Annotated in this window: 20 protein-coding genes and 1 pseudogene; 2 read left to right on the forward strand and 19 right to left on the reverse strand. The window is 59.7% G+C overall.

Going from position 1 to position 20,054, the window contains the following annotated elements; translation table 11 throughout:
- Nucleotides 1-59 precede the first annotated feature (59 nt).
- From AD664_RS02355 to AD664_RS02380, 6 genes are read right to left on the reverse strand one after another with little or no spacing between them, the layout of a single operon-like run.
- On the reverse strand, nucleotides 60-992 hold the full coding sequence (locus tag AD664_RS02355; protein WP_042730583.1) for a phosphatidate cytidylyltransferase: 933 nt from the start codon (nucleotides 990-992) through the stop codon (nucleotides 60-62).
- Between the two features lies 1 nt (nucleotide 993).
- The gene (locus AD664_RS02360; RefSeq protein ID WP_042730584.1) at nucleotides 994-1,614 is read right to left on the reverse strand and encodes a 1-acyl-sn-glycerol-3-phosphate acyltransferase; all 621 of its coding nucleotides are present in this window, start codon (nucleotides 1,612-1,614) and stop codon (nucleotides 994-996) included.
- Nucleotides 1,615-1,623: 9 nt separating this feature from the next.
- Complete coding sequence (locus AD664_RS02365) at nucleotides 1,624-2,076, reverse strand: hypothetical protein (protein WP_047736360.1); 453 nt, start codon at nucleotides 2,074-2,076, stop codon at nucleotides 1,624-1,626.
- Nucleotides 2,069-3,403, reverse strand: coding sequence for a phosphatase PAP2/dual specificity phosphatase family protein (locus AD664_RS02370; RefSeq protein WP_053144121.1), 1,335 nt, complete (start codon nucleotides 3,401-3,403; stop codon nucleotides 2,069-2,071). The genes AD664_RS02365 and AD664_RS02370 overlap by 8 nt, the downstream gene beginning before the upstream one ends.
- Nucleotides 3,403-5,160: a bifunctional alpha/beta hydrolase/class I SAM-dependent methyltransferase gene (locus tag AD664_RS02375; protein ID WP_053144123.1), complete on the reverse strand. Its 1,758-nt coding sequence runs from the start codon at nucleotides 5,158-5,160 to the stop codon at nucleotides 3,403-3,405. Before AD664_RS02375 ends, AD664_RS02370 begins: the two co-directional genes overlap by 1 nt.
- A gap of 11 nt (nucleotides 5,161-5,171) precedes the next feature.
- Nucleotides 5,172-5,795 carry a CDP-alcohol phosphatidyltransferase family protein gene (locus AD664_RS02380; RefSeq protein WP_053144124.1) on the reverse strand — a complete coding sequence of 208 codons (624 nt, stop codon included), beginning with the start codon at nucleotides 5,793-5,795 and terminating at the stop codon, nucleotides 5,172-5,174.
- A 118-nt stretch (nucleotides 5,796-5,913) separates the two neighbouring features.
- Between AD664_RS02380 and AD664_RS02385 the strand changes: the two genes are divergently transcribed.
- Both AD664_RS02385 and AD664_RS02390 read left to right on the forward strand, forming a co-directional pair.
- Nucleotides 5,914-7,086, forward strand: a complete 1,173-nt coding sequence (locus tag AD664_RS02385) for a hypothetical protein (RefSeq protein ID WP_172679687.1) — start codon at nucleotides 5,914-5,916, stop codon at nucleotides 7,084-7,086.
- A gap of 459 nt (nucleotides 7,087-7,545) precedes the next feature.
- Nucleotides 7,546-7,908, forward strand: coding sequence for a DUF6124 family protein (locus AD664_RS02390; protein ID WP_053144126.1), 363 nt, complete (start codon nucleotides 7,546-7,548; stop codon nucleotides 7,906-7,908).
- Nucleotides 7,909-7,977: 69 nt separating this feature from the next.
- Here the strand turns inward: AD664_RS02390 and AD664_RS02395 are convergent, their stop codons facing one another.
- The 13 genes and pseudogenes from AD664_RS02395 to eat all read right to left on the reverse strand — a co-directional run bounded on the left by AD664_RS02395 (nucleotide 7,978) and on the right by eat (nucleotide 19,826).
- Nucleotides 7,978-8,544: a hypothetical protein gene (locus tag AD664_RS02395; protein ID WP_053144129.1), complete on the reverse strand. Its 567-nt coding sequence runs from the start codon at nucleotides 8,542-8,544 to the stop codon at nucleotides 7,978-7,980.
- A 328-nt stretch (nucleotides 8,545-8,872) separates the two neighbouring features.
- Nucleotides 8,873-9,961: a macro domain-containing protein gene (locus AD664_RS02400; protein ID WP_053144131.1), complete on the reverse strand. Its 1,089-nt coding sequence runs from the start codon at nucleotides 9,959-9,961 to the stop codon at nucleotides 8,873-8,875.
- Complete coding sequence (locus AD664_RS02405; protein WP_053144133.1) at nucleotides 9,958-10,602, reverse strand: DUF4433 domain-containing protein; 645 nt, start codon at nucleotides 10,600-10,602, stop codon at nucleotides 9,958-9,960. The genes AD664_RS02400 and AD664_RS02405 overlap by 4 nt, the downstream gene beginning before the upstream one ends.
- On the reverse strand, nucleotides 10,603-11,181 hold the full coding sequence (locus tag AD664_RS02410) for a DarT ssDNA thymidine ADP-ribosyltransferase family protein (RefSeq protein WP_053144135.1): 579 nt from the start codon (nucleotides 11,179-11,181) through the stop codon (nucleotides 10,603-10,605).
- Nucleotides 11,182-11,359: 178 nt separating this feature from the next.
- Nucleotides 11,360-11,738, reverse strand: a pseudogene (locus AD664_RS27770) (type I restriction endonuclease subunit R); the annotation flags it as partial.
- A 335-nt stretch (nucleotides 11,739-12,073) separates the two neighbouring features.
- On the reverse strand, nucleotides 12,074-12,805 hold the full coding sequence (locus tag AD664_RS02420) for a helix-turn-helix transcriptional regulator (RefSeq protein WP_053144139.1): 732 nt from the start codon (nucleotides 12,803-12,805) through the stop codon (nucleotides 12,074-12,076).
- Nucleotides 12,806-13,002: 197 nt separating this feature from the next.
- Nucleotides 13,003-13,530: an inorganic diphosphatase gene (gene ppa, locus AD664_RS02425; protein WP_003205933.1), complete on the reverse strand. Its 528-nt coding sequence runs from the start codon at nucleotides 13,528-13,530 to the stop codon at nucleotides 13,003-13,005.
- A gap of 111 nt (nucleotides 13,531-13,641) precedes the next feature.
- On the reverse strand, nucleotides 13,642-14,454 hold the full coding sequence (locus AD664_RS02430; protein ID WP_053144140.1) for a zinc-dependent peptidase: 813 nt from the start codon (nucleotides 14,452-14,454) through the stop codon (nucleotides 13,642-13,644).
- Between the two features lie 6 nt (nucleotides 14,455-14,460).
- Nucleotides 14,461-15,108, reverse strand: a complete 648-nt coding sequence (locus AD664_RS02435) for a DedA family protein (protein WP_047736353.1) — start codon at nucleotides 15,106-15,108, stop codon at nucleotides 14,461-14,463.
- Nucleotides 15,109-15,411: 303 nt separating this feature from the next.
- Nucleotides 15,412-15,873: an N-acetyltransferase gene (locus AD664_RS02440; protein ID WP_042732233.1), complete on the reverse strand. Its 462-nt coding sequence runs from the start codon at nucleotides 15,871-15,873 to the stop codon at nucleotides 15,412-15,414.
- Between the two features lie 107 nt (nucleotides 15,874-15,980).
- Nucleotides 15,981-16,805 (reverse strand): ethanolamine ammonia-lyase subunit EutC, encoded by an 825-nt coding sequence (gene eutC, locus AD664_RS02445; RefSeq protein ID WP_053144705.1) that lies wholly within the window; start codon nucleotides 16,803-16,805, stop codon nucleotides 15,981-15,983.
- Between the two features lie 11 nt (nucleotides 16,806-16,816).
- Complete coding sequence (locus tag AD664_RS02450; RefSeq protein ID WP_053144142.1) at nucleotides 16,817-18,211, reverse strand: ethanolamine ammonia-lyase subunit EutB; 1,395 nt, start codon at nucleotides 18,209-18,211, stop codon at nucleotides 16,817-16,819.
- Between the two features lie 244 nt (nucleotides 18,212-18,455).
- Nucleotides 18,456-19,826 (reverse strand): ethanolamine permease, encoded by a 1,371-nt coding sequence (gene eat / locus AD664_RS02455; protein WP_053144144.1) that lies wholly within the window; start codon nucleotides 19,824-19,826, stop codon nucleotides 18,456-18,458.
- Nucleotides 19,827-20,054: the final 228 nt, after the last annotated feature.

Here is a 20,054-nt window from a genome sequence, read left to right on the forward strand (position 1 = left end):
GCAACATCAATGTTGACTGTACTGCCGCCTTCGCGAGCAAGCCCGCCCTCACAGATTGCTCAAGTCCACCAGTACCGCACCAGGTGAAAGAAGATTGGCGCGGCAAAACACACCGAGTCCAACCGGTCGAGCATGCCGCCGTGGCCTTCGATCATGTGGCCCCAGTCCTTGACGCCGCGGTCGCGCTTGATCGCCGACATGACGATGCCGCCGGCAAAACCCAGCAGGTTGATCAGCAACGCGATCAGGAACGACTGCCAGGGATTGAACGGGGTGATCCACCACAGCGCGCCACCGATCAGCGAAGCCAGGAAGATCCCGCCGGCAAAGCCCTCGACGGTTTTCGACGGGGACAGGTTGGGGGCGATCTTGTGCTTGCCGAACAGCTTGCCGCACACGTACTGCAGCACGTCCGACAGTTGCACCACGATCACCAGGTACGCGATCAGCAACAGGTTGCGGCCTTCGAAACCGGCGATGTCCAGGGTCAGCAGCGCCGGCACGAACGAGATGCAGAACACCGCGATCATCAACCCCCACTGCACCTTGGAAGCGCGCTCCAGAAAGTGCGTGCTGTCGCCACCCAGGGACGCCAGAATCGGCAGCAGCAGGAACACGTAGACCGGGATGAAGATCGAAAACAGCCCGTACCAGTCGTAGTAGATCAACAGGTATTGCAGCGGCAGCGCCAGGTAGAACGCGGCCACCAGCGCCGGGTAGTCACTGCGCCGGGTCGGCGTCAGGGTGAGGAATTCGCGCAGGGCGTAGAACGACACGGCATAGAACAACAGGATCACCGCCGCATTGCCGAGCCAGAACGCGACGCCGATCACCAGCACCATGATCCACCAGGCGTTGATCCGCGCGTTGAGGTTGTCGATGACCGAGTTCGGCGTGCCGCGGGTCTTGAGCTTGAGAATGAAACCGATCAGCGAAGCCAGCACCAGGATGGCGCCAATCCCGCTGAACAACATCACGGTATATCGATCCATGTCAGACGTGCTCCGGGGCCAGTGCCAGCAGGGCGGCACGGCTGCGTTCAAGAAATTGCTCTTTGCTTTCACCCTCTTCGATGCTCAGCGGCGCACCGAAACTGGTGGTGCACAACAGCGGCAGCGGCAGCATCCGGCCCTTGGGCATGACGCGATTGAGGTTGGCGATCCACACCGGGATCACCTCGACCTCGGGGTGGCTTTTCATCAGGTGGTAGATCCCGCTCTTGAAGGGCAGCAAGCCTTCCTCCGGGTTGCGCGTGCCCTCGGGGAAGATGATCAGCGAGTCGCCGTTCTCCAGGGCTTCGAGCATCGGTTGCAAGGGATTGTAGGAAGGGTCCTTGCGTTCGCGGTCCACCAGCACACCGTTGAACACCCGGTTGATGATGTAGCGACGCAAGGGGCTCTTCTGCCAGTAGTCGGAGCCCGCCACGGGCCGGGTCAGCTTGCGCAGCGCTGGCGGCAGCGAGGCCCAGAGCAGCACGAAGTCGCCGTGGCTGCTGTGGTTGGCGAAGTAGATCCGCTGTACCGGTCGCGGCGAACTGCCGAGCCACAGGCTGCGGGCGCCGGTGACCATGCGGGCGGCGGAGGTGATGAGATTGGCAACCACGGGTTCGAACATGAGGATTCCTTATCCTGAAAAAGCTAACCAAGGGCTGGCCAGGATGAAGCCCAGCGTCCAGACAACTTGTGCCGCCAGCAGCAGCGACTGCCTGCGCAGCAGCCGCAGGGCGCCGAGGCTGCGTTCGGTCCAGGGGCGGCCGGCGCGTTCGGCCGGTTGCAGGCCGAGCGTATTGAGGGCCTGGTCCAGCGCCTGGGTGCGTTCGGCCAACGGTTGCTGATCGTCGGCCATGCGCTGGAACAGATCGGCATCGAACGCCACCCGCAGCGCCCAGTATTTTTGCAGCACGCCGAGGCTGAACAGCACGCCGCTGAACAGCAGCAGCCACGGATTGACGTTGCCCAGCAGCCATTGCCCCAGCCCCAGCAGCGCGGCCAACAGGGTCAGGCCGGTGGAGAACTGATCCAGGCAATGGCCCCGGCGCAGCAGGCTCGCCACGGTGTGCAGCTGCAGGTCACTCATGGCGCGCGCCTTGGCGTAGCGGTTCCAGTGCCTGGCGGTGAGCCTGATGCAGGACGATGCGTGGGCGAACGCGCTGGATCTGCACGATCGCGGCGTCCACGTTCGCCGCCCGGCCGCTGTGCAGCAACCAGGCGATCACGGCCGTGGCGCTGCGCGAATAGCCCAAGGCGCAGCAGACCAGCACCGGCCCGTGTTGACGCAGGCTGTCGATGGCCTGCGCGGCTTCCAGGCATTGTTCGGTGGTGGGCGCCGTGAGGTCGAGCACCGGCAGCGAGCGATAGGCGATGGCGTGGCTGTCCATGGACAATTCGGCGCTGAGATCGAGCACCCCGGCAAACGCGCTGTCCTGCAACTCCAGCGGCGTCGGGACGCGCCCCAGCCAGACGTTATCGGTCACGTGATCCGGTTGCGGATGCTGACGTGTCCACCAACGGGAATTGACCCAGGCCGCCGCCAGGTAGGGCGCCAGCAACCAGCGCACCGCCGGGCTCAACCGGCCATCGGCGCGCTTCTGAAAACCATCGGCGCCCAACAACAGATAATTCAGCGCCACCAGCAGCACCGCCACCGCCGGCCAGATCAACCACAGCCACGCGCCGCCCCAGGCGAACGCCGGGACGCACAACGCCGCCGCGCCCACGCCGTAACGCAGGGCCAGTTGCAAGCGGCTGCGGTCGGTGGTCAGGCGAGCGCTTTGCAGCGGGCTCGGCCGGTCCAATGGCCACAGCCAGACACACAGCCAGCCGGCCAGCGCGCCCGTCGGCACATCGACGAAGTGATGCTGGTAAGTGGTCAACACCGACACCCCGATCAGCGCGAACCAGACGTGCATCAGCCAACGCCAGGCACCCTGCAAGTGCCGCTGGTAGCAGACCCAGAGAATCACCAGCAAGGCGATGTGCAGCGACGGCGCCTGGTTGAACGGTTTGTCGAAGCCGGCCAGCACGTCGAACAGCCAACCGAACACGCCGTCCATTTCCGGCCGAGGGAAGGTGAAGCGCAACGGCCAGATCAGGAAGCAACTGACGGCGATTGCCTGCGCCGTGAGCAGGCGCAACGCGTGGCGCTTGAGTTCCGCGCGGCTGGTGGGCAGCAACAGCGACAGGCCGTAGAGCAGGTCGATCGACCAGTAAGGCACGATGGTCCAGGCCCAAAATGGCATGTGGCTTTCCCAGCCGAACACCAGGCTGCCGACGTCGTCACGCTGGGAGGTGACCCAGGTGGCGAAGCCGTAGGTGCTGAAGAACAGCGGGGCGAGCAGCAGTAGCCAGCACACCGCCGGTTTCAGCAGGCCGGGCTCGCGAGGCGGGGCGATGACAGCGCTCATCACTGCACGCGCTGCGCCAGCGAAACGCTGAAGATGCCCCACTCATCGACCCGCAGGGTGATCTTGCGGAAACCCGCCGCTTCCACCAGTTGGTCCATCTCGGCCTGGCTGCGTCGACGCATCACCCAGGCCTGGCCAGCGCGGTGGCTGGTGAGGGCGCGGGCGATCAGCTCCAGTTGCGGGTGCCACGGCTGGCCGGTGTAGACCAGGAAACCGCCGGGCTCCACGGCTTCGGCCAGGCCGGCGAGAGAACCGCCGACCATCTGGTTGTCGGCAAACAACTCGTACAGGCCGGACACCACGGCGAGGGTCGGCTTGGGGTCCAGGGCCGCGAGGTCCTGGCGGTCGAAGGCGTCGCCCTTGACGAAGCGCGCGATCTCGCCCAGGCCTTTTTCGACGATCAGCGCGCTGCCGTCGCGCACGTTGATGTCGCTGTAGTCACGCAGCAGGATCGATTCCGGCAGCGGGCTGATGCCTTGCAATGCCTCGAGAATGTAGCGGCCATGACCGGCCGCGATGTCGACGATGCGCACCTCGCGATTTTCATCGCGCAACTTGCCCATCGCCAGGCGCAACAGCTCTTCGACGTGCAACTTGCGCTGACGGATGCCGCGCCAGCCGATGGAGTTCAGGTAGTTCTGGTCGATCATCCTGCCGATCGGCGAGGTGCCGGTGGGGCGGTTGCGGTAGACGTAGTCCAGCGTGCTGCCGGAATCGAACCCGGTGTCGAACCCCAGCTTCACCCCGGCCGACAGTTTGCTGCCAAAGCGCATGCTGGCGCGGGTCATGCGCCAGTACAGGTCGCGCGGCGAATTGTGGGGCAGGGGTGTTGCCAGGGCTTCGGACTCGGCGCAGGTCGCGCCGAGGCGGTCCGCATCCAGCAAGGAAGGGCGGTCCAGCGGGCGGGCAAAATTCTGCAGGATGAAGCGGCGGGCGCTGGCGACGGCCGGCGCGCGGTGCTTCTCGCCCAGGGTGTCGTGGAAGAACCCCGGCAGGATGTGTTTTTCCTTGTGCACGCTGCCCAGCCGTTCGAAGAACTGCTCCTGGGGTTTGCGATGCACGACGAAGTCGGAGCCGGAGATCAACAGCTGCGTCGGCACCTGGATCGCCTGGGCGTCGGCCACCACGCGATCGGCGGCTTCGTACAGGCCCAGCAGCACGTTCACCGAAATCGCCTTGGTGATCAGCGGGTCGTTGTCGTAGGACGCCACCCGCTCTGGATCATGGCTGAGGAACTTGGCCTTGACGTAGCTGTTGACGAAGAAGTTGCCGCGAAACTTGCGCATCAGCGCCAGCCCCGGACGGGCGAACGGCACGTAGAGCTTCACCTTGAACGCCGGCGAGGCCAGCACCAGCGAGCGAATGCGCGGCGCGTAGTCGTGGACCCAGGTGGAGGCGATCACCGCACCGACGCTTTGCGCCACCACGGCGATGTTCTGTTCGTCGATCTGGTGCGTTGCGCCAATATGGTCGCAGAAGGTCTGCACATCCCGCGCGCTGGTGGCGAAACTCGGGCTGTCGCCCCGTGCGCCGGGCGACTGGCCGTGGCCCCGTGCGTCCCAGGCGAAAAATTCGAAGCCGGGCAGATCCAGTTCATCCACCAGGTGCGCGATGCGCCCGGAGTGCTCATGACCCCGGTGAAACAACAGCACGGCCTTGCGGGGTTCACCCGGGTCCGCGGCCACGGCCGGCCAGTGCCGGTAGAACAACTCCACGCCGTCATGGGTGATGAATGTCCGGTCTTGAGCTTCGCGCATTGCAAGTTCCTTTATGCTGAGGGAGCGTTTTGCTTCACTTGGTCCAGGCCACGACGGACCCGATTGACCAAGGTATAAACCAGCAGGGCGGCAACCACCGCCATCACACCGTTGACCCACGCGGCGCCGAGCCAGCCCAACGCTATGCCGGTCGCCAGCACGCCAAGCACAAAGGCCCGGTCACTTTTGCCCATGGGCCCGTCATAGCGCCGCGAAGCCCCGACCATCGCCCCCAGCACACCGGCGTATTCACTGAACAGCGCCAGCAGCGTGACCCCCAGCACCAACAGCAGGCTGGCATCGGGAAGCAGGGCGAAAGGCAGGATCAGGGCAGCGTCGGCGATGATATCGCATAGCTCATTGAGGTAGGCGCCCAGATGCGATTGCTGGCCGAACTCCCGCGCCAGCATGCCATCCACGGCGTTCAGGGCCATGCGCAGGAACATCCACGCGGGGACCAGCGCAAACACCCACGGATGGCTGGCAAACCAGGCGACCACCACCCCCACCAGCACGGAAATCACTCCGGCCAGCAGCGTGACCTGGTTCGCCGTGACGCCCTTGTCGTAGAGCCGTTGGACGGTGGGGCGCAGAAGGTTCTGGAAGGCGGGCTTGAGTTGGTAGATAGAGGGCATCGGGATGAGGTCTCGCCGGTTGCGGGGCTGGGCTTTTACAGGTGCGAGATTACGATAGGTTGAAGGTTTGCTGGCGGGTATTTCTCGAGAATGCGTGCGGGTAGGCATCTAGGAAGCAATGAGTCGCCAGATTTTGGTGGTGCATGAGAAGTCATCCAGTCAAGGTGGTTTGTTTGAATGCGTTGGCTCACCTAAGCTGAATTTTCCTGGACATGCGCCAAGTGCCTTAACGCACCATGCGGCCATCCGGCTTGCGGCACCGCTCAGCGGCCAGGGGGAGGAAAGGATGCCAAACGTGCTAGTGGTGATCTGGGACTTCGATACGCGCAGATTACGAATCCCGGTCAGGGATAGCCTTGTCCACATACACAACAGGATTAAAGCCCTGGAGCACATGGCGACAACAATATTCGCCGCTAATGTCGTTCAGCATCAATTGGATTACTGTCTGGCTGTCGCCCCCGAATACTTCTTTTCCAAGGAAAAACCTGTTTCGTTTCTTTCGGAAGAAGAAAAGGAAATCATCCGGGCTGCATGGGTGGATGTCTCAAATAGAAACCCGACCCTGATAGTGGTCCCAGGTACGACACTGTGGTCCAAATCAATGGTGCGACCCGATTCCAGGATGTTGAAAAGGGAGACGGGGGAGTTGAAATCCTTGGGGCAGGCCAGGGACATCAACAAGGCTAAATATGGTGCGGAAATGGACGCGGTGGTGGACGAAATACCGCAGAGGGATCGCTTGAACAAGGGGGTTTATGGCGATTACGCAAGGTCTACGAAAGCGGTCATCACCGATATGGGATCAAGAGGCCCGAGAGCCGCACATGGAATCGTCAGGAATACCGGTTTCATCATTTGGCAAGGAAACGTTTTTTATCAGCATAAACGCTACCCCAACATAGGAAACGAAGGACTGGAAGAGTTATATGGGGCGGAGTTATGGTTCGACAAGATATTCATGCCAGGCGGTTATCGAGAAACCCCTGCTGTTCATGGGCTGCAAATCGCTTTGGAAATATGTGCAGAACACTTTGTGGGCGCAACGATCCTGCATAAGAACAACGTACTGGATTTTCATGTCCTGGTCTCGGCCAGCATCGAGCTCGAAAAAAAACGCGTGGGTGTAAAACACGGAGGGTATGTCGTTCACGCTGATTCAGAGGGCAGCTCAGTGTACCGACGTGAAGGCATGGCGTTGGTTCGACTCCAAGCCATCGATCAAAGACCGGTAAACTTGATGGGCGTTGCAGCCGGGGGCGCCAGGAGTTTTGTTTGCCCTATTGCGTAGACCGAGCCGGATCAGGCACATCAAACCAACAGATTCACCGCCATAGCAGGCATCCGCGCGCCCACTGTGAGAGCGAGCCAGCTCGCGATAACGGCTCATCAGCCACATCCTGACCAGCTGTTTATCGTGATTCCACGAGGCTAGCCCCGACCTACATCGCCTTGCGCTATTGCCTACAACTACGCCAAAATCCGCCGGCTTGTGCACCTTGGAGGGCGTCGGTAGTTTGAGTCCTATCACTGAACATCAGTGATCGGGTTTAGTCGCCCGTCTCAACCTAAGGCGTACCAAGTCCCGTCGGACAGGCTGTGCTGTTCCTGTATTGATGGTGGCTGTGCGCAGGGCGCCCCCGGGCGCGCCGGGATTCTTAGGTTCACCGGTCGACTAACCTGCGCACAGCTGCCGCCCTCTCGTTTAGTCGCGAGGTGGCTGCGGCATCACTTACAGGAACCTAAGTCGATGGCAAAAATTACACCGAACCCTCCGACCGCAGATGAGCATGTATCTCGCGCTCAGTCTGCTCGTAACAATAAGCTTGATGACGCTGCCAACCGGGCGTTGGATTACTACTACCTGAAGCCTACGCCGAAGGACGAAACGCCTGACAAGCCCGGCACCATCTTCTGTATCGCACCGGATGTTGATTCGGAATGTCTGCTGGCTAATCTCAGTGAAAACCTGGCTTCGGCCAATGCCATGATCAGTGATTTGGCGTTTGGTCTTGAGGGATCACGACGGCATTTTGCGTTGGGGATTTTGCAGGTGATTGAGGTGAGTGAGCTGCTGGCGAATCGGGCTTTGGATATTGTTGAAGTGAGGTAACCAGGGGCCGCGCTCACCCCAGGTATGAAAAAAGGTCTTGCTCGGCAAGACCTTTTTTTTCATGGTGGTTTATAACTCCACCATCACTGCCATGTAGATCAGCAGGGCCAGTCCAACACCAGTCAGTGAAATCCAGAAACAGTTGGCAGCAGTTATTTTGGAGTTTTGCTGACCTAGCGGATCATTTTCCAGATGGTTAATGGCTGACTGAACTCGAAGTAGGCAAAACAGGTTAAAAAACAATGTTGCTGCTGGAATGGCTGGATGAGCTCCTGGTGCGCTCGGCCAGAATGCGGCATAAATCCCCACGAACTCGGAAACTATAAGTGCAAATGCAAGTAGGCGCGGGTGCCATTTGTAGTGCGTGTGAGAAATATGTAATTGTCGATCTATTTTCATGTGTAATGAATAAATAAATAGCACGCCCATGATGGTGCGTATCAAAGGCAGCACTCTTGCATTGGTGGTGATCCTGTATGTTTTCCAGTTTTTGTACAGCCAGTAGGTGTAATAGTAGCCAAGGGTTAATAAAAACATAACGATGAATTTGTTTTTCGAAACGATGTAGAACCGAGGGGCGGCTAGCATGGGGGGTACTTGGGTTATGGGTGTCGATTCTTCGGCAGGTTTCGTCATGAGTAAACTCTAAAAGGTTTGGCTGTAGTATTTCGACGGGGTGCATATTTTAATGAGGTCGGAATGCTCTGGGCGAATGGTAGCAAGGTCCTAAAACAGAAAGTTGTAGGATGGTTCCCAAGAGGGGATACGTTTTGTCCGGAGTTGAAGCGGTATTTGGATGTAGGAAGTATTGCTGTAGGATGTTCTGGGAGATGCGCGACTTAAGCGATGTACTCAAATTGTGCAAGAGGCACTTGCACAATTTACCGAGGGTCTCGAAGCGAGGAGCATTGAGATTGTGCAACAGCCTGCTGCACAAATTACCCGGCTGAGATGGACGTTACCCCTAACAGGTCGCTATCTCTGGTCTGAAACTACTGGAAGTAAGCCGTTTGAGCGCAATCCCAAGCGCCTGATCATCGAACAGCTTGCTTTTACGAGCCGCAGCACCCGCTCCGCCATCCCAGTGCTTCAACGCCTCGCGCACGGCAGGAACAGTCGGGGAAATCCCATCCTGGCTCAGCAGCCAATCAACCGTAGCCAACAATTCCATGCCGAAAGGCGACTCAAAACCATCGATCAGCTCGGCGGTGCGCTCCAAGGCCTGGGCGTACTCCTTGGCTTCTGTTTGAAGGTAGGTCTGCAAGAATGCTTTGCGCCCTTCGTCAAACCAGATCACATCACTGATACCCGCATCACTGATGCGCTTGTCACAATGCAGGTAGCTGCCATCCAGGTTATTGAGCAGATGCTCCAACCGGTTGGCATACGGCCCGTACTTATGAGCTACAAACTGAAGATTTAAAGGGTTTTCGGTATTGGGCAGCTTTTCGATAGCGCGCTCAAGGAACCAGGCCAGTTTCTGAATCTCAAGCAAGCTGCATTCCATACCCAGAACCCAGTAGCGACGAACCAGTTCGGCAATCAGCGCACGAGCAGGCGTGAGCTTCTCCACACCGCTACGCTTAGCGACGTTCAGATACTGGTTGGAAGGCTCGAACACCAGTATATCGACATCAAGATCACTCATGATCTCAACAATCTGCTCGCGAACCTCCGGCCACTTCAAGCCACCGTTGCCAGCGCCCAGCGGTGGAACCGCGACGGACTTCACATCGTTTTCAATCAGGAAACGACGCAGATCGTGTAAGCCTTCGGTTATCCACGCCATCTGCGACGGTGATCGCCAGTGCCGTTTGGTCGGGAAGTTCACGATCCAACGCGGACCCTCCAGCTCGTTGACCGCCGTCACGTGAACCTTGCCTGTCTCCACTTCGTGCGCCTTGCAGGCAGCCGAGTACAGGCGATAATTCTCGGCGAAGCGCTCCTTGAACATCAGCGCGATACCTTTACCCATCACGCCCACGGTATTCACCGTGTTGACGAGGGCTTCGGTTTTGGCTTCTAGAAGGTTGCCTTGGGTAAAGCGGATCATTGGAAATACCATCCCGGACGCGCATGAACAGGCAACGCCAGGCCCCTTACGGCCACGTCCTGCTCTATGCGTATTTTCATTGCATCGGTGTAGCACATGATGCCAAGGAGTCCTGTAATCGGTAGGTGATTGTGGATCAGCGCTTCGGCCTGATACCGCTCCATCTTCCGAGGGTCGTCAGGTTCGCGCTTGAAATCGCGTCGTTGAATGATAGACCAATCGATCTGGTCGAGATTCGTCAGATCACTGTAGTAGTCTGTCCAATCCGGGTAGGCATGCGCGGTCGTGTAGACAAACGGAAAGCCCATCTGCTCAACGAGGTACAGACTGGAGACCAAAATCACGATCTCGTCATTGCTGCGCTGCTGAACACTCCGCCCCGAGTGGATATTTTTCATCATCACAGAGAAGGGGGTGAAATAGAAGGGCACGTAGTCGGCCAATACCCCTCCAGGCGCTATCGGGACTTGTCGGGTTCGGCGCTTGTCGATCAGGTCAGGGTTGCCGATGTTTACGTACTGCGGTGACTGAACGTTCGAGTTTGCACAGTGCAGACCGTTATCCAGAATCCAAGGCAGGTTGTCCCGATGGACGATACGCCAAATCAGAGCTTTCTCTGGATTCAGTCTGTTGTAGATCATTTATAGGAACATTCCGGGGTTCACACTGATGGGCGTCGCTAGATTGGCTGGACGCATTTTAGCCTCACAAAGCTGTTTGACCTCATCGTTTGGGACGTAAATCCTGGAAAAGTTTTCGGGTGAAACCACGTGTGGGGACAGGCATTCAGCCATACAAACGTTTTTGCACTCGTGGTTTTGATATTCGCGGGTATTCATGAGCTCCCAATTGATGGCTTGGAAACCAGCGCTGTAATCGAGGAGCTGAATTGCCTCATCCGCAAGTGGATGCTGCGGGATGATCTTCCACCCCTTTTCCTTGGCAAATGTTCTGAAAACAGATATCAGCACGAACCTTGATTGCGGATGGTCAAGTTGCACGCGGCCATCAAAGGGGTTGCCAGCAAACCAATGAAAGGGAACATAGCTGTCAAGGTTGAGGCCCTTGCGCTTCTTGAGAATCTCCCTGTCTGCAACGTCAGTGAAATTAGCGAGGCTGGCCCGTGGCTTCAAGCCTGCTGCGAAAATCCCATCCAGGTTTTCAATGGAAGTCAGGTGGTAAACAAAATACTGATCTTTGATGCTTCTGGCGTCTGCCATTGCGGTCTCCTTGACTTTACGCGTATCTACATGGGCGCTGTCCTAGCTGTTCCCCACCCTCAACCGAGGGTCTAATAGGGCATGCAGATTGATTCTAATATGACATCATTCAAAGCCACAATATTTATGCGGTTATACTCTCCTTCTCAGAAAGGCTGCGGCTCATTCCTCATCGAAATTCCTGGCGACCGATACGTTGGGCAATTCCGGTGAGGAACGGCAGTTGGTCACCATCGCTCACCTCGGCACCGAAGATATCGTTCAGTGCATCGATAATTTCCTCACTCAGGCGCAGCGTGTGCTTGGCACGTTTGCTTAGGCGGTAGTGGCTTGGTTGCAGTTCGCCGACCCCACCTCGTTTTCATGCAGGCGATCTACTCGCAATATAGGATGCAAATGCTTGGCGTATACATAGAGCTACTCAAGTTCGCGGTTTTCATGGGCACGATTGGCGAGAGAAACTCTTAAAGGCGTACGAAGCTCTGCAGATTTTTGCGGAACAGGTCGAGTTGGTCGATCTGTTCGCGGGCCTCTTTAAGGGCGTACTCAGTTTTTTCAAACAGGATGTAAATAAAAAGCCGGCTTATGGCCGGCTTCTCGTTGACTGATTCAATTCGTTTTTGACAAACCTTACCAGCCTTCAAAACGTACATCCGGCTCTTGCGGCCGGCTGTGGGACTTGGTCAGAAAGTGATCTGCCTTGTCGGTGCGAGGCGTGGGCTCGCAAAGGTGGGGCGCAGGATACGCGGGTTTTGGTTGGACGCCTAGGGGTAAGTGGTGTGGAATCATTGGGTTAGGGTGATTCAGAGGGAAAGCAGGGGCTGCTTTGCAGCCCAGCGGGAACAAGCTCCCTCGCCACAAAAGCGCCTGTCACAGCCTTATGTCCACGGGCTCATTCGTACACCTGCGGTCGCTGCTTATTGAGGGTCGACCACCAGAAGACCCAGCCAATCACCCGGATGTTCTGTGCGTCGATCTGTTCGGCGCTGAAGACTTCGTCGGGGTAGGCGGCGCTGTTGTGGCTGCGTAGGCGCAGGCGGTTGCCGGGGACTCGGTGCAGGTATTTGATGCGCAGCATGCCGTCGTGCTCGAGGGCGTAGATCTGGCCGTCGACGACCTGGGTGAGGCCGCGGTCAATGGCGAGGGTCGAGCCGTCTTCGATGCGTTCGGCCATGCTGTCGCCGACCATGGTCGTGCAGATGGCGTCGCCGGGATTTATTTCCAGGGATTCGAGGTGGCTGCGGGGCAGGCGGATGGTTTGGTCGGGGACTTCGATGATGTGGGTCTTGCTGCTGCCCGGGCTGACCGGGGCTTCGGTGTAGAAGGGCAGGTCGATGTCCTGGGTTTCCAGCACGCTGTAGACGCCTTGGACTTCAGCGGCTTCATAGGTGGTGCCGGGGCCCAGGCCCAGTGGGGTTTGCGGGCCTTCTCCGGTGGCGAGCCATTGCGGGCTGACGGTCAGCAGGCCCGCGATGGCGTGGATGCGACCGGGCGGAATGCCACGATTGAACCAGTTGTTCACGTGCTGGGATTTCACACCGTACAACTTCGCGAAGTCGGCGGAACGGATGTTGGCTTCTTTGAGAAGGGCTCTGAAGCGGTCGCCACTGGAGATAATTTTCATAAACGGAAAGTTTAGAGGCGACCGTGTTTTGAGCAATAAACATGTCGTGCAGATTTATAAGACAATCTTTCCGTTTGCAGGATTTGAAATAGATGGGCTAAACGCAGTTAAACGTTGTTAATACATAGTTGTATTTATTTAAATTCAAGCATAAAAAAAACCCCGGTGCAAACCGGGGTTCTTCCACACATTCAGTATCAGCCCTTGTAGGCGGCAACCGACTTGGTGATGGCTTCGCGGGCGGCGTCTGCGCCGGCCCAGCCTTCGATCTTGACCCACTTGCCTTTTTCGAGATCTTTGTAGTTCGCGAAGAAGTGTTCGATCTGCTGGATCAGCAGCGGTGGCAGGTCGGTGTATTCCTTCACGTCGACATACAATTGCGACAGTTTGTCGTGTGGCACTGCGATGACTTTGGCATCGCCGCCGCCGTCGTCGGTCATGTTCAGGATGCCGACCGGACGGGCGCGGATGACCGAGCCTGGAGCAACCGGGTAGGGGGTCACGACCAGCACGTCGAGGGGGTCGCCGTCGTCGGCCAGGGTGTTGGGGATGTAACCGTAGTTGGCCGGGTAGAACATCGGGGTGGCCATGAAACGGTCAACGAACAGGCAATCGCTGTCTTTGTCGATTTCGTATTTGATCGGGGCGTGGTTGGCCGGGATTTCGATCGCGACGTAGATGTCGTTCGGCAGGTCTTTGCCAGCCGGAATCTTGCTGTAGCTCATTGGGCGGTGCCCCCGTTAGTTGACCAAATGACTGGTCGGATTGACCAAAAAGTGGCGGCGATTATAGGCATATTCAGCCGCTGTTGCCACGTTACCAGGGTCGTAGAGACCTTAGTATGACGCCTGATAGACCGGATCCTCGGCTTGAAGTTGCCGCAGCCGGGCGAACGGGTCCTGGCGGTAGAACGCCTTGAGCTGTTCATAGACTCGCGGGTAGGCCTGGTGCAGCAGGTCTGGGGCGCTGAAGAAGTATTCGCTGGTGACGGCGAAGAACTCCGCCGGGTTTTCCGCCGCGTACGGGTCGATGGCGGTTTCGACGTCCGGGTCCTGGTCCAGTTGGCGATTGAGGTCATCGTAGGCCTGTTGCATGGCCTCGGCCCAGTCGCTGACCCGCATGTCGGCGTGCAGGGGCGGCAGGCCGTTGGCGTCGCCGTTGAGCATGTCGAGTTTGTGCGCCAGCTCGTGGATCACCAGGTTGTAGCCCTCCCAGCCGCCGCTGGCGAGCACGCCGTCCCAGGCGAGGATGATCGGCCCTTGTGGCCAGGCTTCGCCGCTGTGTTCGCCGTCCCATTCATGTTCGATGCCGCTGGCGTCTCGGTAGCGCTGGGGGCTGAGGAAATCGTCGGGGTAGAGCACGATTTCGTGGAAACCCTGGTACCAGTTCAGCTCGCCCAGGTGCATCAACGGCAACTGGGCCTGGGCGGCGAGCAGCAGGCGCTGTTCCTGGTGCAGTTCGACGCCGGGCAGGGCGGTCAGGTGTTTGTCATGCAGGAACAACACGCAGGCTTCACGCAGCCACTGGTCCTCGGCGGCGCTGATACCGTCGAGGAAACTCAACTGATGGCGCACGCGTTGCCAGGTGTCTTCGGCCACGGGATGCTTGGCCAGGGTGCGTTGGCGGCGCCAGTTGCTGAGGGACCACATGGGCGATCAGGCTTTCGAAGCGCGCTGGCCCATTTTGCTGCGGACCAGGCTGATGACCATCGGCAACAGCGACACCAGGATGATGCCCACCACCAGCAACGACAGGTTCTGCTTGATGAAGGGCACGTTGCCGAAGAAGAAACCGAGGGTGACCAGGCCGCCGACCCACAGGACGGTGCCCAGGACGCTGAAGCCGAAGAAACGCGCATACGGCATTTTCCCCACGCCGGCGACGAAGGGGGCGAAGGTGCGGATGATCGGCAGGAAGCGCGCCAGGGTCACGGTTTTGCCGCCGTGCTTGTCGTAGAAGTCATGGGTTTGCTGAAGGTAGTCGCGGCGGAAGATTTTCGAGTTCGGATTGCTGAACAGTTTTTCGCCCGCGGTGCGTCCGATGAGGTAGTTGGTGCTGTCGCCGAGGATCGCCGCCAGCATCAGCAGGCCACCCAGCAGGAGCGGGTCCATGGCCCCCCCGGCGGCCACCGCGCCGGCGATGAACAGCAGCGAATCCCCCGGCAGGAAGGGCATCACCACCAGGCCGGTTTCACAGAAGATCACCAGGAACAGGATGGCGTAGACCCAAGTGCCGTAGTTGGTCACCAGCATGTCGAGGTACACGTCGAGATGCAGAATGAGGTCGAGGGGATTGAAATCCATGCAATACACCTGTGATGACGGCCTGATGGGGCAGGCATTTGGGGCTGGTTTTGAGTATGACTACGGTGTGTGTAGCTTTTTCTTACAAGCCGGGAAGATCGGGATTATACGGGCAGGAGGGCGGGGAGCGGGGTGAAGTTGTAGCTAGGGATTTCGGTGGCGTGCAATTGAGTGAAGGCTCTTGTGGCGAGGGAGCTTGCTCCCTCGCCACAAGAGGCAGGGGACTGCTTCGCAGTCCAGCGGGGATAAGTCCCCTCGCCACAGAAGGTTTGGTGTTGTGGCAGGGGGACTCAGCTACAGGGGTCAGATGTCGTCGCTGATCGGCAACACGTAGTTCTTGAACTCGGTGTCTTCCTTGAAACCGATGGATTCGTAGGTCTTCTGCGCCACTTCGTTGTTGCTGCTGGTGGAGACGCGCATGCGCACGGCATGGGTTTCCTTGGCCATTTTTTTCGCCGTGCGAATCAGGTGGTCGGCCACCAGTTGGCGGCGGGCGTCTTCGGCGACGTAGATGTCGTTGAGGATCCACACGCGCTTGAGGGACAGCGACGAGTAGCTCGGGTAGAGCTGGCAGAAGCCCAGCAGCTTGCTGTCGTCGTCATCGGGCAGGGCCAGGTAGATCACCGACTCCTTGCGACGCAGGCGCTTTTCGAGAAAGGCCCGGGACGAGTCCGGGTATGGCAGCGAGCCATAGAATTCCCGGTATTTGACGAACAATGGGGTCAGCAGGTCCAGGTGTTCCAGGGTCGCTTGAATAATCCGCATGGCAGGTCTCGTTTACAAAGGTCGACATGGAGTCTGACAACAACGGCGTTCTGCCGTGCTTTTGATGCTGCCTGAAATCGGATCAAAAACGCAATTGGCAGTACGGATCAGCTTTGGGGCGGCATCAGTAGGAAATTACCTTTCATATCGGCACCGTTTTCCGATTCAAGCGTGTGGACCTGGGCTTCGTCCTTCAGATTGACCCCCGAAAGCTGTCTGCGACAGGCCTCGCGCATCAGGTAGATCAAGCGATGGGCCGCCATGCCGTAGCTCAGGCCTTCGAGCCTGACGTTGGAGATGCAGTTGCGGTACGCGTCGGTCAGCCCCACCTTGGGGGCGTAGGTGAAATACAGCCCCAGGCTGTCGGGCGAGCTGAGGCCAGGGCGTTCGCCGATGAGAATCACCGACATTCTGGCGCCGAGCCGTTCGGCCACTTCATCGGCCACCGCGACCCGGCCCTGTTCCACCAGGACGATCGGCGACACCGACCAGCCGTCGTCGGCGAGCTGTTCCTCCAGGCGCGCCAGGAAGGGCAGGGTGTGGCGATGCACCGCCAGCGCCGACAGGCCGTCGGCCACGACGATGGCCAGGTCCACGCCGCCGGGATGGGCGGCCGCGTAGTCGTCCAGTGCCTGCGCCGAGGCCTCGTCCAGGCGGCGGCCCAGGTCTGGCCGTTGCAGGTAGCTGTTGCGGTCGCTGGCGGCGCTGTGGAGCAACAGGCTCTCGCGGCCGCGCTCGGCCAGTTGGGCGCGAAGGCCTTGGTGATCGAAGGCCAGGTGCACCGCGTCCCGTGCTTGGGCATGGGCGTATTGGAAGTCCAGTTGTGCCTGGGTCGGCAGGCTGGTACCGGTGCGGCCCAGCGCGATGCGCGCCGGGGTCAGGCGGCGCAGTTCCAGCCAGGGGTTTTGCGAATCGACTGGTTTTTTATCCATCGGCAGGTCACTCATCCCAGGTGAGCCAGGGCGTGACGAAACGCCGGTGGCAGGTTGTCGCCGAACCGCACCCGACCGTCGGCCTGGGTGAAGATGCCCATGTTCGCCAGCCATTGCTCGAACTCCGGTGCCGGTTTCAGGCCCAGGGTCTGGCGCGCGTAGAGGGCGTCGTGGAACGAGGTGGTCTGGTAGTTGAGCATGATGTCGTCGGAGCCGGGGATGCCCATGATGAAGTTGATCCCGGCCACGCCCAGCAGGGTCAGCAGGGTGTCCATGTCATCCTGGTCGGCTTCGGCGTGGTTGGTGTAGCAGATGTCGCAGCCCATCGGCACGCCCAGCAACTTGCCGCAGAAGTGGTCTTCGAGGCCAGCGCGGATGATCTGCTTGCCGTTGTACAGGTACTCGGGGCCGATGAAGCCTACAACGGTGTTGACCAGGAACGGGTTGAAATGCCGTGCCACGGCGTAGGCCCGGGTTTCGCAGGTCTGTTGATCCACGCCGTGGTGGGCGTTGGCCGACAGCGCGCTGCCCTGGCCGGTTTCGAAATACATCAGGTTGTTGCCGAGGGTGCCGCGGTTCAGGCTGAGGCCCGCGTCGTAGCCTTCCTTCAGCACGTTCAGGTTGATGCCGAAACTGGCGTTGGCCGCTTCGGTGCCGGCGATGGACTGGAACACCAGGTCCAGGGGCACGCCCCGGTTGGCTGCCTCGATGGAGGTGGTGACGTGGGTCAGCACGCAACCCTGGGTCGGGATGTCGTAGCGCTGGATGATGGCGTCGAGCATTTCCAGCATGGCGCAGATCGAGGCCGTGCTGTCGGTGGCCGGGTTGATGCCGATCATGGCGTCGCCGTTGCCATAGAGCAGGCCGTCGAGGATGCTTGCGGCGATGCCGGCCGGTTCGTCGGTGGGGTGGTTGGGTTGCAGGCGCGTGGACAGGCGCCCGCGCAGGCCAAGGGTGCCGCGGAATTTCGTCACCACGCGGATTTTCTGCGCCACCAGCACCAGGTCTTGTACGCGCATGATCTTCGACACGGCGGCGACCATTTCCGGCGTCAGGCCGGGGGCCAGGGCGCGCAGGCTGTGCTCGTCGGCGGCGTCGCCGAGCAGCCAGTCGCGAAAACCGCCGACTGTGAGGTGGCTGACGGTGGCGAAGGCGTGTTTATCGTGGGTATCGACGATCAACCGGCTGACTTCGTCGGCTTCGTAAGGAATCAGCATTTCTTGCAGGAAATGGCTGAGGGGCAGGTCAGCCAGGGCCATTTGCGCGGCCACCCGCTCGCCATCGTTGAGCGCCGCGACGCCGGCGAGCAAATCCCCGGAACGCGCCGGGCTGGCCTTGGCCATCAGGTCCTTGAGGCTGTCGAAGCGATAGGTCTGGGCGCCGACGGAATGGGCGAATGCGGCCATGGGCGGTGTCCTCCTGGTTTTCTTGATCATTCAAATGCACCCCAGGTTCAACCTGTGGGAGCGGGCTTGCTCGCGAAGGCGGTGTGTCATTCAGAACATGTGTTGGATGGCACACCGTCTTCGCGAGCAAGCCCGCTCCCACAAGGGGAATCTGGACCCAGTGAAGAACCCAGTCCCTCCAGCAGGTTCTGCGGGCACGTCTTATAAGTCAGCGCTGGACACCCGGCCCGGCGCCGATGCAACCTCATATACCTGTGAGCATAGCGTCCGCCGGGGCGCTGGAGCGTTGTTTGGCGGTCAGTTGGAAGTACAGGTAGCCGACCACCATGAAAGCCAGGAACACCAGGCCGATCACGGTGTTGAACCAGGCCATCGCCACCAGGCAGACCACGGCCAGGAACAGCGCAATGCCCGGCACGATCGGGTAGCCCGGTGCGCGGAAGGTGCGTTCCAGGTCCGGTTCGACCTTACGCAGCCGGAACAGGCTGAGCATGCTGATGATGTACATCACGATGGCGCCGAACACCGACATGGTGATCATCGCGGCCGTCAGGCTCATGCCCTGCAGGTTCACCAGGCCGTCGCTGTAGATCGCGGCGATGCCGATCACGCCGCCGGCCAGGATTGCCCGGTGCGGGGTCTGGAAGCGCGACAGTTTTGCCAGGCCCCGCGGCAGGTAGCCGGCCCGGGCCAGGGCGAAGAACTGCCGCGAGTAACCCAGGATGATCCCGTGGAAACTCGCCACCAGGCCGAACAGGCCGATCCAGACCAGCATGTGCATCCAGGTCGAATTGTTGCCGACCACGGCTTTCATTGCCTGGGGCAGCGGGTCGTTGATGTTCGACAGTTGCCGCCAGTCGCCCACGCCGCCGGCCATGATCATCACGCCGATCGCCAGGAAGACCAGGGTCAGGATGCCGCTGACATAGGCGCGAGGAATCGTGCGTTTCGGGTCCTTGGCTTCTTCGGCGGCCATGGCCGCGCCTTCGATGGCGAGGAAGAACCAGATCGCGAACGGAATCGCCGCAAAAATGCCCGGTATTGAGGCAAGGCTGAACTCATTTGCACCGGACCAGCCGTTGAGCACGAAATTGCTGAAGCTGAAGCCAGGCGCAACCACGCCCATGAACACCAGCAATTCGGCCACCGCCAGCACGGTGACCACCAGCTCGAACGCCGCGGCGATGCTGACGCCGAGGATGTTCAGGGTCATGAACACCGCGTACGCGCCGACCGCCGCGACCTTGGGGTCCAGTTCCGGAAACTGCACATTGAGGTAGGCGCCAATGGCCATGGCAATGGCCGGTGGCGCAAAGACGAATTCGATCAACGTGGCGATCCCGGCGATCAGTCCGCCTTTTTCGCCAAACGCCCGCCGGCTGTAGGCGAACGGCCCGCCCGCATGGGGGATGGCGGTGGTCAGTTCGGTGAAGCTGAAGATGAAGCAGGTGTACATCAGCGCGACCATCAGCGCGGTGACGAGGAACCCGAGGGTCCCGGCGGTGCCCCAGCCATAGCTCCAGCCGAAGTACTCGCCGGAAATCACCAGGCCAACGGCGATGCCCCATAAATGCAGGGTGCCGAGTGTGGGTTTGAGTTGGGTGGAAGTTGTCATAAGTCCTCTCTGTTTTCTTATTGTTTGATCTGTTGGACTTTCGGGTGCGGTGTGGAGCGGGCACGCAAGGCTCGTGCCAGAGCGTTGGGGCGGTAAATTGATGTTGTCAGTGAGGGCGCCATCGCGAGCAAGCTCGCTCCCACAGTGGAACCGTTGCCAACCCTGGAAAAAGAGTTATCCACAGATCCCTGTGGGAGCGAGCTTGCTCGCGATAGCTGTCGAAGGGGC

It is taken from the genome of Pseudomonas sp. P97.38 (assembly GCF_001269745.1).
In the GTDB taxonomy this organism is placed as follows: Bacteria; Pseudomonadota; Gammaproteobacteria; order Pseudomonadales; family Pseudomonadaceae; genus Aquipseudomonas; species Aquipseudomonas chlororaphis_E.

Excerpts from the sequence above, each read along its gene's own strand:
- AD664_RS02355 (WP_042730583.1), bottom strand. The coding sequence starts at position 992 with ATGGATCGATATACCGTGATGTTGTTCAGCGGGATTGGCGCCATCCTG.
- AD664_RS02360 (WP_042730584.1), bottom strand. The coding sequence starts at position 1,614 with ATGTTCGAACCCGTGGTTGCCAATCTCATCACCTCCGCCGCCCGCATG.
- AD664_RS02365 (WP_047736360.1), bottom strand. The coding sequence starts at position 2,076 with ATGAGTGACCTGCAGCTGCACACCGTGGCGAGCCTGCTGCGCCGGGGC.
- AD664_RS02370 (WP_053144121.1), bottom strand. The coding sequence starts at position 3,403 with ATGAGCGCTGTCATCGCCCCGCCTCGCGAGCCCGGCCTGCTGAAACCG.
- AD664_RS02375 (WP_053144123.1), bottom strand. The coding sequence starts at position 5,160 with ATGCGCGAAGCTCAAGACCGGACATTCATCACCCATGACGGCGTGGAG.
- AD664_RS02380 (WP_053144124.1), bottom strand. The coding sequence starts at position 5,795 with ATGCCCTCTATCTACCAACTCAAGCCCGCCTTCCAGAACCTTCTGCGC.
- AD664_RS02385 (WP_172679687.1), top strand. The coding sequence starts at position 5,914 with ATGAGTCGCCAGATTTTGGTGGTGCATGAGAAGTCATCCAGTCAAGGT.
- AD664_RS02390 (WP_053144126.1), top strand. The coding sequence starts at position 7,546 with ATGGCAAAAATTACACCGAACCCTCCGACCGCAGATGAGCATGTATCT.
- AD664_RS02395 (WP_053144129.1), bottom strand. The coding sequence starts at position 8,544 with ATGACGAAACCTGCCGAAGAATCGACACCCATAACCCAAGTACCCCCC.
- AD664_RS02400 (WP_053144131.1), bottom strand. The coding sequence starts at position 9,961 with ATGATCCGCTTTACCCAAGGCAACCTTCTAGAAGCCAAAACCGAAGCC.
- AD664_RS02405 (WP_053144133.1), bottom strand. The coding sequence starts at position 10,602 with ATGATCTACAACAGACTGAATCCAGAGAAAGCTCTGATTTGGCGTATC.
- AD664_RS02410 (WP_053144135.1), bottom strand. The coding sequence starts at position 11,181 with ATGGCAGACGCCAGAAGCATCAAAGATCAGTATTTTGTTTACCACCTG.
- AD664_RS02420 (WP_053144139.1), bottom strand. The coding sequence starts at position 12,805 with ATGAAAATTATCTCCAGTGGCGACCGCTTCAGAGCCCTTCTCAAAGAA.
- ppa (WP_003205933.1), bottom strand. The coding sequence starts at position 13,530 with ATGAGCTACAGCAAGATTCCGGCTGGCAAAGACCTGCCGAACGACATC.
- AD664_RS02430 (WP_053144140.1), bottom strand. The coding sequence starts at position 14,454 with ATGTGGTCCCTCAGCAACTGGCGCCGCCAACGCACCCTGGCCAAGCAT.
- AD664_RS02435 (WP_047736353.1), bottom strand. The coding sequence starts at position 15,108 with ATGGATTTCAATCCCCTCGACCTCATTCTGCATCTCGACGTGTACCTC.
- AD664_RS02440 (WP_042732233.1), bottom strand. The coding sequence starts at position 15,873 with ATGCGGATTATTCAAGCGACCCTGGAACACCTGGACCTGCTGACCCCA.
- eutC (WP_053144705.1), bottom strand. The coding sequence starts at position 16,805 with ATGGATAAAAAACCAGTCGATTCGCAAAACCCCTGGCTGGAACTGCGC.
- AD664_RS02450 (WP_053144142.1), bottom strand. The coding sequence starts at position 18,211 with ATGGCCGCATTCGCCCATTCCGTCGGCGCCCAGACCTATCGCTTCGAC.
- eat (WP_053144144.1), bottom strand. The coding sequence starts at position 19,826 with ATGACAACTTCCACCCAACTCAAACCCACACTCGGCACCCTGCATTTA.